General features: G+C 75.8%; 13 protein-coding genes. 9 read left to right on the top strand and 4 right to left on the bottom strand.

Annotated features, from left to right (window positions below):
• Positions 1 to 26 precede the first annotated feature (26 nt).
• Complete coding sequence (locus tag ACI78R_RS18820) at positions 27 to 1,268, top strand: ABC transporter substrate-binding protein (RefSeq protein ID WP_457041865.1); 1,242 nt, start codon at positions 27 to 29, stop codon at positions 1,266 to 1,268.
• Between the two features lie 32 nt (positions 1,269 to 1,300).
• Positions 1,301 to 2,842, top strand: a complete 1,542-nt coding sequence (locus ACI78R_RS18825; RefSeq protein WP_457041866.1) for an AMP-binding protein — start codon at positions 1,301 to 1,303, stop codon at positions 2,840 to 2,842.
• Positions 2,843 to 2,905: 63 nt separating this feature from the next.
• On the opposite strand, the gene ACI78R_RS18830 is transcribed toward ACI78R_RS18825, so the two are convergent.
• Together ACI78R_RS18830 and ACI78R_RS18835 are read right to left on the bottom strand one after the other, a co-directional pair.
• Positions 2,906 to 4,183, bottom strand: a complete 1,278-nt coding sequence (locus ACI78R_RS18830) for an MFS transporter (protein WP_457041867.1) — start codon at positions 4,181 to 4,183, stop codon at positions 2,906 to 2,908.
• Between the two features lie 4 nt (positions 4,184 to 4,187).
• Positions 4,188 to 5,198 (bottom strand): NAD(P)H-dependent flavin oxidoreductase, encoded by a 1,011-nt coding sequence (locus ACI78R_RS18835; RefSeq protein ID WP_457041911.1) that lies wholly within the window; start codon positions 5,196 to 5,198, stop codon positions 4,188 to 4,190.
• Between the two features lie 99 nt (positions 5,199 to 5,297).
• Here ACI78R_RS18835 and ACI78R_RS18840 point away from each other — a divergent pair, with 99 nt between their 5' ends.
• From ACI78R_RS18840 to ACI78R_RS18865, 6 genes are all read left to right on the top strand, one after another.
• The gene (locus tag ACI78R_RS18840; protein ID WP_083628694.1) at positions 5,298 to 5,969 is read left to right on the top strand and encodes a TetR/AcrR family transcriptional regulator; all 672 of its coding nucleotides are present in this window, start codon (positions 5,298 to 5,300) and stop codon (positions 5,967 to 5,969) included.
• A gap of 88 nt (positions 5,970 to 6,057) precedes the next feature.
• Positions 6,058 to 6,741 (top strand): NADPH-dependent F420 reductase, encoded by a 684-nt coding sequence (gene npdG / locus ACI78R_RS18845; RefSeq protein WP_073420928.1) that lies wholly within the window; start codon positions 6,058 to 6,060, stop codon positions 6,739 to 6,741.
• A 153-nt stretch (positions 6,742 to 6,894) separates the two neighbouring features.
• On the top strand, positions 6,895 to 7,197 hold the full coding sequence (locus ACI78R_RS18850; RefSeq protein WP_073420929.1) for a hypothetical protein: 303 nt from the start codon (positions 6,895 to 6,897) through the stop codon (positions 7,195 to 7,197).
• 150 nt (positions 7,198 to 7,347) lie between these two features.
• Positions 7,348 to 7,821 carry a hypothetical protein gene (locus tag ACI78R_RS18855; RefSeq protein WP_457041868.1) on the top strand — a complete coding sequence of 158 codons (474 nt, stop codon included), beginning with the start codon at positions 7,348 to 7,350 and terminating at the stop codon, positions 7,819 to 7,821.
• A 176-nt stretch (positions 7,822 to 7,997) separates the two neighbouring features.
• Complete coding sequence (locus ACI78R_RS18860) at positions 7,998 to 9,014, top strand: C40 family peptidase (protein ID WP_457041869.1); 1,017 nt, start codon at positions 7,998 to 8,000, stop codon at positions 9,012 to 9,014.
• A gap of 63 nt (positions 9,015 to 9,077) precedes the next feature.
• Positions 9,078 to 10,562: an APC family permease gene (locus ACI78R_RS18865; RefSeq protein ID WP_457041870.1), complete on the top strand. Its 1,485-nt coding sequence runs from the start codon at positions 9,078 to 9,080 to the stop codon at positions 10,560 to 10,562.
• On the opposite strand, the gene ACI78R_RS18870 is transcribed toward ACI78R_RS18865, so the two are convergent.
• Positions 10,559 to 11,137: a YdeI/OmpD-associated family protein gene (locus tag ACI78R_RS18870; RefSeq protein ID WP_457041871.1), complete on the bottom strand. Its 579-nt coding sequence runs from the start codon at positions 11,135 to 11,137 to the stop codon at positions 10,559 to 10,561. The two genes, ACI78R_RS18865 and ACI78R_RS18870, sit on opposite strands and share 4 nt — an antisense overlap.
• Before the next feature lie 47 nt (positions 11,138 to 11,184).
• On the opposite strand from ACI78R_RS18870, the gene ACI78R_RS18875 reads away from it, so the two are divergent.
• Positions 11,185 to 11,472 carry a hypothetical protein gene (locus ACI78R_RS18875; RefSeq protein WP_457041872.1) on the top strand — a complete coding sequence of 96 codons (288 nt, stop codon included), beginning with the start codon at positions 11,185 to 11,187 and terminating at the stop codon, positions 11,470 to 11,472.
• 7 nt (positions 11,473 to 11,479) lie between these two features.
• Here ACI78R_RS18875 and ACI78R_RS18880 read toward each other — a convergent pair whose 3' ends face one another.
• A complete protein-coding gene (locus ACI78R_RS18880; protein ID WP_457041873.1) occupies positions 11,480 to 12,514 on the bottom strand; it encodes a uroporphyrinogen decarboxylase family protein in 1,035 nt (344 codons plus the stop codon).
• Between the last annotated feature and the right edge of the window lie 4 nt (positions 12,515 to 12,518).

Below are 12,518 nucleotides of genomic sequence, written 5' to 3' on the forward strand. Positions count from 1 at the left end.
ACCACCCGGACTCGAAGGAGAGTCAGATGAAGCGACTGGCGGCCGCATCGGCCGGCGCGGCGGTCCTGCTGTTGGCCACCGCGTGCAGCGAGCCCGCGGCCGACGCGGACTCGAGCGGCGACCTCAGCGGCGACCCCGTGGTGATCGGGGTGCAGTCCCTCGACACCGGCCCCGTCGCCTACCCGCAGAACACCTACGGGGCCGAGGCGGCGGAGTGGTACGTCAACAACGAGCTCGGCGGCATCGGCGGCCGCCCCCTCGAGCTCGACATCTGCTCCGGCGACGGCACACCTGAGACCGGCGTCAACTGCGCGAACGGGTTCGTCAGCTCCGACGTCCCCGTCGTCTTCGACGCCTACGACGGCACGAGCGTCGGCGCGATGACGCCGATCCTCGCCGAGGCGGGCATCCCGATCGTCGGCACTCTCGCCGGCCAGGGCGTCGCGGAGGCCGCCGAGTACGGCACGGCCTTCTACTTCTCCGGCCCGCTGGAGACGAGCGCGCTGGGCATGGTCACCGTGCTCTCCGACCAGGGCGCCGCCACCGCCGCGCTCGCCGTCACCGACGCGCCGTCGTCGCACGGCTACGTCGACCAGCTGGTCAAGCCGCTGGGCGAGGAGCTCGGTCTCGACGTCACCGGCGTCTACACCACCGTCGACAACCTCAACTACCAGGTGCTCGCCCAGACCGAGCTGGCCAGCGACCCCGACGTCGCCGGGGTCATCGCACTCCCGGAGGACGCCTGCACCGGCCTGGTCCAGGCGCTCCGCCAGAACGGCTTCGAGGGCACCATGTTCGCGGGCTCCTGCTCGCAGTTCATCGAGGAGCTCGGCGGCGAGGCCGCGGGCGCCATCGTCCAGCCGCGCCTGTGGGTGCCGCGGTCCTACGACAACGCGCCCGCCGAGGTGCAGGAGGAGCTCGACGCCTTCTCCGAGGCCATGGAGGCCGTCGGGTACGAGGACGAGCTGTCGGCCCGGTCGCTGTACTCCTTCGCCGGCATCGTCAACCTCGCCACCATCCTCGACGAGATGGACGGCGAGATCACCGCGCAGGCCGTCACCGACGCGATGAAGGGCGTGCAGGACTTCAAGACGTTCCTCGGGCCCGAGGTCACCTGCGACGGCGAGCAGTGGCCCGGCCGCCCCGGCGCCTGCAGCCACGAGGCGATCTTCTTCGAGGTCCAGGACGACGGGACGCTCGCCCCGGTCAACGACGAGGGCTTCACCGAGCTCGACACCTCGGTCGCCGAGCGCGCGATCACCGGCTGACCACCCGCCCCGCCGACACAGGAGCCCTCCCCGTGACGACGACCAGCACCTCCTGGCCCCTCGGACACCTCTTCGCCCACGCCGCCCGCCGCTGGCCGGACCGGGCGTGCTGGACCACCGTCGACGGCCGGTCGCGCACCTTCGCCGAGGTCGACGAGCGCATCGACCGGATCTGCGACGCGCTCACCGCCCGCGGCGCGCGCACGGGCGACCGGGTCGCGCTGCTCGACACGGACTCCTTCGCCTACGCCGAGCTGCTCGGCGCCTGCTTCAAGCTCGGCCTCACCTACGTGCCGGTCAACTACCGGCTGGCGCCGTTCGAGATCGAGAACGTCCTGGGCCGGGCGCGGCCGGGCTGGTTCTTCGTCGGCGAGCGCTACCTCGAGACCGCCCGCAAGGTGCTCGGTACGCTGCCCGGCGAGGTGCGGCTCTGGTCGCTCGACGGCTGCCTCGACGACGACGTCGAGACGCTGGTCGCCGAGGGCCGCCCCGTGCCTCCCGAGGTCCGCGTCGAGGACGACGACGTCCTCGGGATCATGTTCACCAGCGGGACCACCGGCCTGCCCAAGGGCGTCGTGCAGAGCGCGCGGATGCTCAAGACGATGCTCTGGATGGGCGGCGAGACCGCGGCCCGCCCCGGCGCGGTGCGCTACACGGCCTCGCCGATCTTCCACATCGCCGGCTGGGCGATCGTGTTCAACCAGGTCGCGCACGGGGCGACGTCGCTGATCCACCCGCAGTTCGAGCCCGACGTCGTCGCGCGGGCCATCTCCTCGGGCCTGCTCACCGGCTGCTTCCTCGTGCCCACGATGATCCAGCAGGTGATGGAGGCCGACGGCGGCGCCGGCCCCGGTGAGCGGCTGGACACCCTGCTCTACGGCTCCGCGCCGATGCCGCCGAGCCTGCTGCGCCGCGCGCTGGAGCGCTGGCCGTCGGTCGACTTCTACAACCTCTTCGGCGCCGGCACGGAGTCCGGCCTGCAGACCCTGCTGCGCCCCGACGACCACCGCCGCGCCCTCGCGGGGGAGGAGCACCTGCTCGCCTCCGCCGGCCAGCCGATCCTCGGCGTGGACCTGCGCATCCTCGACGACGAGGGCCGCCCGTGCCCGCCCGGCGTCGTCGGCAACATCGCCGCCCGCACCGACTGCGTCATGGACGGCTACCTCGACATGGCCGACCTGACCACCACCGCCCTGCACGACGGCTTCTTCTGGGGCGGCGACCGCGGCTGGATGGACGAGCGGGGCTACCTGTTCCTCGGCGGCCGCAGCCGCGACATGATCATCCGCGGCGGGGAGAACATCTACGTCGCCGAGGTGGAGCAGGTGCTCACCGACGTCCCCGGGGTCGCCGACGCCGCCGTCGTGGGCCGGCCCGACGAGACGTGGGGCGAGGTCGTGGTGGCCTTCGTCGAGCACCGCGAGCAGCCGGCGCCGGCGGTCGGGGCGCTGGAGGAGATGTGCCGGGCGCGGCTGGCGTCCTACAAGGTGCCGGTCGAGTACCACGTGCTCGTGGAGCTCCCCCGCAACCCCACGGGCAAGGTCCGCAAGAACGAGCTCGTCGCCCGCCTCTGACGTCGCCCGCCTCTGAGGTCGCCCGCCTCTGAGGTCGCCCGCCGCCGTGGCCGTCTCGGCAGGTCACCCGGGCCGGACGGCGACGCCGTCGGCCGCGCGGCCCGGTCCGGCGGCCACCGGCCGCCCCGCCGTGCGGGCCCCGGCGGCCAGCACCGCCGCCCCGGCGAGCGCGGCGGCGCCGGCCAGGCACAGCGCCGCCGTGTAGCCGCCGGTCTGCGCCCGCACCGCGCCCACCGCGGCCGGGCCGCCGGCCATGCCGGCCGTGACGACGAGGTTGGAGGCCGCGAGCACCCGCCCGTAGGCCCGGCCGCCGCCGAAGCGCTCGGCCACCAGCAGCGGGTGCAGCACCTGCAGGTTGCCCATCGTCACGCCGAACAGGGCCGCCGCCCCGACGACGGCGGGCGCGCCCGAGGCCACCGCCGTCGCCGCCGTCGCGAGGCCCTGCACGGCCAGCAGCGCCACGGCGGCCGGTGCGAGGCGCACCCGCGCGAGCAGCCAGCTGCCGGCCAGGCGCCCGGCGAGGCTGGCCAGGGCGGTCACCGAGACCGCCAGCGCCGCCGTCGCGGTGTCCAGCCGCTGGGTGACCGCGCTGAACAGGTGCGACAGCGTGCCGACCTGCCCGAGCATCCCGAGCGTCAGCGCGGCGGTGACCACCCAGAACCAGCCGGTGCGCAGCGCGGGGCCCACGCCGGGGGCGCCGCCGCCGTCGCCGGCCGGGGGCAGGGGCGGGCCGGCGTCGCCGTCGGGCCGCTGCCCCGCCGACGCAGGGTCGGCGCGCAGCAGCAGCGCGGCCGGGAGGACGGCGACCAGCAGCCCGCCGGCCAGCCACGGCGAGGCTCCGGCGACGCCGAGCTCGTCGACGAGCAGCGCCACCGGCGGGGTGAGCACCGCGCCGCCGATCGGGAGCCCGAGGAAGGCCAGCGACAGCGCCGTGGTCCGGCGGCGGACGAACCAGCGGGCCACCAGCGTGCTGGCCGGGATGGCGGCGGTGGCGGCGAACCCGACGCCGAGGACGGCGTAGGCGGCCAGCAACTCGCCGCTGGTCTGCACCCGGCCGAGGCCGAGCACGGCCGCGGCGACCAGCACCGCGCCGCCGCCGACCACCCAGCGCGGGTCGAGCCGGTCCAGCAGCGCGGCGACGCCGAGCCCGGACACGCCGCTCACCAGCAGGAAGGCGCCGGTGGCCAGCGAGACGACGGCGACCGGCAGTGCGCCGGGGCCGGTGGTCAGCGCCTCGAGGTAGACCGAGACGCCGTAGAAGCTGACGCCGACCGTGACGCCGCTGGTCCACGCGAGCGCCGCGACGACCCGCCAGCCGCCGAACGGGCGCCGGCCGGCCACCGGGTCAGGCCGGGACCGGCAGGTGCCGCGCGGCCAGCGTGCCGAGCAGGTGCTCGAACTCCGCCATCGTGCGGGCGACGATCTCCGCGGCCGGGATCACCTCGTCGATCCGCCCGGCCACCTGCCCGAGCTGCTGCAACGAGGCCTCGAGGTCGCCGTCGCGGTAGGTCTCCAGGACCCGCCCGAGCAGCGGGGTGGGGTCGCGCTCGGGATCGGCCTCGGCGGCGGCCACCAGGTCGGTGCGCAGCACCCGCATCGGCCGGCGGCGCTCCCGGTTGAGCAGCACGGTGTCGGTCTCGGTGGCCCGCAGGACGGCGTCCTTGACGTTGGCGTGCACCGCCGACTCCGCCGAGGCGAGCATCCGGGTGCCCATCTGCGCGCCCTCCGCGCCGAGGGCGAAGGCGGCGAGCAGCGAGGCGCCGTCGACGATGCCGCCCGCGGCCACCACCGGGACGTCGACCGCGCGGGTGACCAGGGGCAGCAGCACCATGGCGGCCACCTCGTGCGGGCTCTTGAAGCCCGCGCCCTCCACGCCCTCGACGACGAGGCCGTCCACGCCGGCGTCGACGGCCCTGCGCGCGGCGGCGAGCGTCGGGACGACGTGGAAGACGGTCAGCCCGGCGTCCTTGAGCAGCGGCGTGTACCGGTCCGGCGAGCCCGCCGAGGTGGTGACGAACCGGATGCCCGCGTCGACGACGGCGTCGACCACCGCCGGGTCCTTCGCGAAGGCCAGCGGGATGTTGACGCCGATCGGCCGGTCGGTGAGGTCCTGGGTGCGCGCGATGTCCTCGCGGACCTGGTCGACCGGCAGCGAGCCCGGCACCAGGCCCATGCCGCCGGCCTGCGAGACCGCGGCCACGAGCTCGGGACGGGCCACCCAGCCCATCGGCGCGGAGATGATCGGGGCGTCGATGCCCAGCATCCGTGTGACGCGCGTGTCAACTGGCATGGCGGCACGGTAGCGCTCCCCTGTCCGGGGCGACAGGGGGCAACGGGTGGGGAACAGAGGCCCCAGCCGTTACGATCCTGCGGTCCCCTGACGGCCGGACGCCGGTCGACGGCGACGTCACCGTCGGGTGACGCGGGCCGGGGACCCGAGCGGGAGGAGCGGCCGGTGAGCGGACCACGGGGAGCGGGTGTCGGCGCCGTCGCGAGCGCCGGCCAGCAGGAGCGCCGCGAGGCCGGGCCGCTGACCGGCAAGGGCCAGGCCCGCAAGGCCGCCCTGCTCGACGCCGCGCGCCGCGTCTTCGAGAAGCGCGGCTTCCTCGACACCAGGGTCGCCGACATCGTCGCCGAGGCGCGGGTGGCCCAGGGGACGTTCTACACCTACTTCGACTCCAAGGACGCCGTCTTCCAGGCGGTCGCCACCGGGGTCGTGGGGGAGATGCTCGTCGCCCTGCGGGCCGACACGCACGCCGGGACGCCGTACGAGCGGGCCCACGCGGCGATGGAGCGGTTCGTCGACGCCTACCGGCCGCGGGCCCGGATCATCGCCCTGGTCGAGCAGGTCGGGACGTTCACCCCCGAGCTCAAGCACCTGCGGCTGCAGGTGCGCGAGGCGTTCGTCGAGCGCGCCGCGCGGGGCATCGCCCACCAGCAGGAGGCGGGCATCGCCGACAAGTCGCTGGACCCGGTGCTGACCGCCGAGGTGCTCGGGGCGATGGTCGACCACACCTGCTACGTGTGGCTCAACCTCGGCCGCGACTTCGACCGGGACGCCCTGCTCCGCACGCTGACCACCGTGTGGGTGCGGGCCATCGGCGCGGACGTGCCGCCCGCCGCCTGAGCGGGGTCCCGCGGATCGATGTGACGCGGGCGTCAGCTAGCGTCCGCACCCGGGCGCTCCGCCGGGGAGCGCGGCGAGGAGGCGTCCAGTGACCGAGGCGACCGGGGCCGGCGTGCCCGAGGAGCTGACCGTGGCGGTGCTCGGCGGCACGGGCCCGCAGGGGCGCGGGCTCGCCCGGCGGTTCGCCGCGGCCGGGGTGCGGGTCGTGCTCGGCAGCCGCGACGCCGGCCGCGCGGGCGCCACGGCCGCCGACCTGGCCGCGGCCACCGGCGGCGACGTCACCGGCGACGACAACCGCGGGGCGGCCCGCGCGGGCGACGTCGTCGTCGTGGCGGTGCCGTGGGACGGGCACGGCGAACTGCTCGCCGGCCTGCGCGAGGAGCTCGCGGGCAAGGTCGTCGTCGACTGCGTCAACCCGCTCGGCTTCGACAAGCAGGGCGCCTTCGCGCTGCCGGTCGAGGAGGGCTCGGCCGCCCAGCAGGCCGCGGCGCTCCTGCCCGACAGCCGCGTCGTCGCCGCGTTCCACCACGTCAGCGCCGTGGTGCTCGAGGACCCGGAGGTGGCCGAGGTCGACACGGACATCATGGTGCTCGGCGACGACCGCGAGGCCACCGACCTGGTGCAGGCGCTGGCGTCCGCGGTGCCGGGCATGCGCGGGGTCTACGCCGGCCGGCTGCGCAACGCGCACCAGGTGGAGGCGCTCACCGCCAACCTGATCAGCGTCAACCGCCGGTACAAGGCGCACGCGGGGCTGCGCGTCACCGACGTGTGACGGCCCGCCGCACGCGTGGGGCTCCTGTGACGGGAGAGTGAAATCCCGCATCTGTACCGCACGGCACCTCCCCTCAAACACGGTTCCCGGATTATTTTTCCGCGCAACCGCAGGAGGCCTCCGGCAATGGGGGCCGGCGAGGGGAGCCCCCACATGACCCGCAACCAGAAGCCGTCCGTCTTCCAGGTCGGCAGGATCTGGGACGACGGCCGGACGGTCGTCGTCTCCGGCTGGGGCATCGGGCTGTGCGCCGCCGGCTGCCCCTGCCACCGCTCGCCCGTGGGCGGGCACCTGGCCATCGACGAGGACCAGGCCGGCGGCACCCTCGGCCTGCGCTGCTTCGCCGAGGACGGCTGCGACTGCTGCGAGCCGTGGACCGCCGACGAGCTCTCCGCCGTCCTCCGCGACCTGGAGGTCGTCGCCGGGCTCGACGCCGAGGAGCCCCTCGCCGGCTGAGGAAGGACCTTCCCGCCCTCCGGCGGGACCCGCACTCTGCCCGCGGTGCCCGACCTCTCGCTGCAGCGCGAGGTCGGGCACCGCGGCGCGCGGTCGGGGCACCTCCCCGGACCGCCTTTCGCGCGCGGACGGCGGGGTACGGACGTCGCCATGCTGGGACGAGCGGCGATGCGCGGTGCCCTGGCCGGACTGGCCGGCACCGCGGCGATGACCCTGGCCGAGAAGGCCGAGCAGCAGGTGACCGGGCGGCCGGACTCCTACGTGCCCGCGCGCACGCTGACGGCGCTGGCCACCCGCCGCCGCCCGCCCGGCTCCGAGCGCCCGTTCGTGCGCAACCACCTCATGCACTGGGGCACCGGCGCCGCCGTCGGCGCGCTGCGCGGCGTGTGGGCGGCCAGCGGGCTGCGCGGCTGGCGCGCCTCGGCCTGGCACACCTCGGTCCGGCTGGCCACCGACCAGACGCTGGAGAACGCGACCGGCGTCGGCGACCCGCCGTGGACGTGGTCGCGCCGGGACCGGGTCGTCGACCTCGCCGGCAAGGCGATCTACTCCTTCGTCACCGGCGCGGTGGCCGACGCGCTGGTCCCGCTCGCTCCCGACCGCCGGCGGAGCACCGCCCCCTGACAGGACCGGCCCGTTCCCGCGACCCGCGGGGCGGGTGGGACGAACGGGGCCGGTGGGACCGTCCCGCCCGCTGATCACCGCGCGCCCTGCACACGCTCCGCTCACCTCCTCCCTACCGTCCGTACGGACCAGACCAGGGGGACGTCGCCCGCGGGGGCGGCAGGAGGAGGCCGGACGTGCAGCGCAACCGGACGACGGGACGGCGCTGGACGGGTGCGGTCGTCGCCGCCACCGGCCTGGTGGCCCTCGTGCTCGCGCCCGGCTCGGCCTCCGCCGCGCCGTCGACCGCCGACGAGGCCGCCCAGCTGGTCGAGGAGGCCGGCCGGCAGCTCACCGCGGTCGACGAGCAGGTGCACCAGGCCGAGCTCACCGTCGCCGCCCAGCAGCAGGCCGCCGCCGAGGCCGACCAGGCCGCCGCCGTCGCCGAGGCCACGCTGCAGCAGTACGAGCCGGCCATCCGCGCCATCGCGCAGAGCGGCTACACCGGCACCACCCGCTCCCGCGTGGCCGCCTTCCTCGGCAGCGACTCCGCCGACGACCTCGTCGCGCAGATGACGATGCTCGACCTCATCGCCGACCACACCGACGGCGTGCTCACCGAGGTCGCCGTCGCCCAGGCCGCCGCCGACCAGGCCCGCGCCACGGCCGACGCCGCGGCCGCCGAGGCCGCCGCCGCGCTCACCACCCTGCAGGAGCAGCAGGCGCAGGTGCAGGCCCAGGTCGACGCCTACGAGGCCGACTTCGCCCGGCTCACCGCCGCCGAGCAGACGCGGGTGACCGCCGCGCTCGCCGGCCCCGTGCTCGACGCGCCGTCGGCCGCCGTCGCCGCGGCCGCCGCACCCGGCCCCGCCGCCGCCACCGCCGTGCAGACGGCGCTGGGGCAGATCGGCGACCCCTACGTGTGGGGCGCCTCGGGCCCGGACGGCTTCGACTGCTCGGGGCTGACCCAGTACGCCTACGCCGCCGCCGGCATCTCCCTGCCGCACTCGAGCAAGGCCCAGTCGACGATGGGGACCCCGGTCTCGCGCTCGGAACTGCTGCCCGGCGACATCGTCTACTTCTACTCGCCGGTGAGCCACGTGGGCATCTACATCGGCGACGGGAAGATGGTGCACGCCCGCACCTTCGGCCAGCCGGTCGCGGTGACCAGCGTGGACCAGGCGGGGTACCGCGGCGCCGTCCGCGTCGCCTAGCCGCACCCGGCCTCCGGCCCGCCCCCGCGCTGGGGGCGGCGGCAGGCCGTACCGTGGCCGACCGTGACCCGGGCACTACCGCGACCGGAGCCCGCGCTGCGGCCCGGGGCCATCGGCTTCCTCGACTCGCTCGTCATCGGCCTCGCCGCGACGTCGCCGGCCTACTCGCTGGCCGCCGTCATCGGCCCCGTCGTGGCGCTCGTGGGCGTGCACGCGCCCGGCGTGATGCTGGCGTCGTTCGTGCCGATGCTGCTCATCGCCGGGGCCTTCGCCGCCCTCAACCGCACCGACCCCGACTGCGGGACGACGTTCTCCTGGGTCACCCGCGCGTTCGGCCCGACCGCCGGCTGGATCGGCGGCTGGGCGATCACCATGACCGGCGTCCTGGTGGTGGGGTCGCTGGCCGAGGTCGGCGTCCGGTTCACCCTGCTGATGGTCGGCCTCGACGCCCTGGCCGACTCCACGCCCGCCGTCATCGCGCTGAGCGTGCTGCTGGTGCTCGTCATGTCGGCGGTCTGCGTGCTCGGCACCGAGATCTCCTCACGCCTTCAGAACGCGCTGATCCTCGCCCAGACGGCGGCGCTCCTGGTGTTCGCCGTGGTCGCGATCGTGCGCGGCGTGCGCGGGGACTCGCCCTTCGGCGGGCTGACGCCGGCGTGGGACTGGCTCGACCCCTTCGGCGCCGGCGGCGCCGCACTGACCGGCGGGCTGCTGCTCGGCGTCTTCGCGTACTGGGGCTGGGAGTCGGCGGTCAACCTCACCGAGGAGACCACCGACTCGCGGGTCGCCCCCGGCCGGGCCGGCGTGTGGTCGACGGTGGTCCTGCTGCTCACCTACGTGGGCGTGGCCATCGCCGTCGTCTCCTTCGCCGGGACGGCGTTCCTCGCCGGCAACGCCGACGAGGAGGAGGCGGTCTTCGCGCTGCTGTCCACCGAGGCGCTGGGCGGCTGGGACTGGGTGGTGCTGGCCGCCGTCGCCACCTCGGCGATCGCCTCCACGCAGACGACGATCATCCCGGCGTCGCGCACCGGCCTGTCGATGGCGCGGCGCGCGGCGCTGCCGGCGCGGTTCGGGTCGGTGTCCGAGCGCTTCCGCACCCCCGACGTCTCCACCTGGTGGGTCGCCGGCGTGGCGGTCGCCTGGTACGTCGGCGTGCACCTGGTCAGCGAGAACGCGCTGTTCGACTCGATCACCGCGCTGTCGCTGCTGATCGCCCTCTACTACGCCCTCACCGGCGTCGCCTGCGCCTGGTACTTCCGCCGCCGGCTGGCGCACAGCCTCCGCGACGCGCTGCTGCTCGGCGTCGGCCCGCTCGTGGGCGCGGCGCTGCTGGCCTGGCTGCTCGTCCTGTCGGTGCGCGACCTCGCCGACCCGGACAACAGCTACACCGGGCAGGCCTGGCTCGGCGTGGGCCCGCCGCTGGTGATCGGCGTCGGGATCATGCTGGCCGGCGTCGCGCTCATGCTCGTGTGGCGCCGGCGCGACGGGCGCTTCTGGCAGGAGCGGCCCGGCGTCGCCCCGGAGGACGCCGACCCGCTCGCCGCCTAGTGGATCGTGCGGCCCTCCGCGAGCATCGCGACGAGGGCCGCGATCCGCTTGGCCCGCGTCGCGGGGCTCGCCGCCGTGTGCACCCGCCAGAGCACCGCGTAGCGGTTGGTGCCGTCGAGCCCGGCGAAGGCCTCCTGGGCGGCCGGCTCGGCCGCCAGGGCGGCGGCCAGGTCGTCGGGGACGGTGATGGTGGCCGGGCCCGCGTAGGCGCGCTCCCAGCGGCCGTCGGCCCGCGCCGCCTCCACCTGCGCGAGGCCGGCCGGGCGCATCCGGCCGGCCGCCACCAGCTCGGCCACGATCCCGACGTTCTTGGCCGACCACACGCTGCGCGGCCGCCGCGGGGTGACGCGGGTCAGGTACCAGTGCTCGTCGACGCTGTTGGCGCGGCCGTCGATCCAGCCGAAGCACAGCAGCGACTCGACCATCTCGTCGCGGGTCAGCGAGGGCACGCCCGCGCCCTTCTTGGCCAGCTTCACGTAGATGCCCGGCGCGGTGGCCGACTCGGCCTCCAGCCACGCCTCGAACGCGGCCTGGTCGGGGAAGGCGAGCACCGGCAGGTCGGTCGGCAGCGTCACGACGGCGATCCTGGCGGCGGCGGCGCCCGCTGCGCCACCCTGTGCGGGTGGACCGTGCCGGCGAGCGCTACTCCGCCGCCCTCGAGCCCCGGCCGGGCGGGCGGGTGCGGCACTGGGCCCGCGTGGCCGGGGCGTTCGCCGCGGGGCTGGCGCAGGGTCTGGTGCCCGAGCCCACCGTGCACGACGTCGTCGTGCGCCGCCGCGACGACGGCACCGAGGTGCTCCGGGTGCCCAGCGAGGACGGCACCGCCCACGTGCTGACGGCGGTCCGCGCGGAGATGGCCGCCGTCGGGCCGGAGGAGTTCCTGGCCCGGTGGAGCGTGCGGGCCGGCTGAGCCGCGCTCAGAGCTCCGCGCGCAGCGTCCGGGCGGCCAGGGCCAGCGAGCGCATCTTGCCCTCGGCGGAGGCCCGCGGCAGGTACTTCAGGCCGCAGTCGGAGGACAGCACCAGCCGGTCGACGTCGACGTCGTCCAGGGCGCGGCGGACGCGGTCGGCCACCACCTCCGGCGTCTCCACCTCCGGCGTGGACAGGTCGAGCACGCCCAGCGCGATGCCCTTGCCGCGCAGCGGCCGCAACTGTGCCGAGTCCAGGTGCGACTGCGCGGTCTCCACCGACACGGTGTCCACCGGGGTGTCGGCGAGCTCCGGGAGGAACGAGTAGCCCTCCGGCCGCTCGGCGACCATCGCCGCGTAGCCGAAGCACAGGTGCAGGTGCACCGGGCCGAGCGCGCCCTCCACGGCGCGGGTGACCGCCTCGGCGCCGTAGCGGCGGGCCACCTCGGGCCGCGCCTGCAGCCAGGGCTCGTCGATCTGGACGACGTCGGCCCCGGCGGCGAACAGGTCGGCGATCTCCTCGCGGACGACGTCGGCGTAGGCCAGCGCGAGCGCCCGGTCGTCGCCGTAGTGCTCGTCGGCCGCCTGCTGGGCCATGGTGAACGGGCCGGGCAGCGTGATCTTCACGGGCCGGTCGGTGGCCGCCCGCAGGAACCGCACGTCGCGCGCCTGGATCGGCCCGCGGCGCGCGATCTCCCCGGTCACCCGCGGCACCGGGATCGGCTGCCCGGAGCGGTTGAGGACGGTGCCGGGGGTGTCGACGTCGACGCCGTCGAGCGCCGTGGCGAAGTGGTTGGAGTAGGACTCCCGGCGCTGCTCGCCGTCGCCGACCAGGTCGAGGCCGGCCGCCTCCTGGGCGCGCACCACGAGCAGCGTGGCGTCGTCCTGGGCCTCCTCCAGGTGCTCCGGCGCCGGCCGCCACAGCTCCCGGGCGCGCACGCGCGGCGGGAACTGGTGGGCCAGGCGGTCGTGGTCGATGAGCCAGCCGGGCTGCGGGAGGCTCCCGACGACGGTGGTGGGCAGGAACGGCAGGTCGGCGGGCACGGGT

It is taken from the genome of Geodermatophilus sp. SYSU D01106, assembly GCF_054049995.1.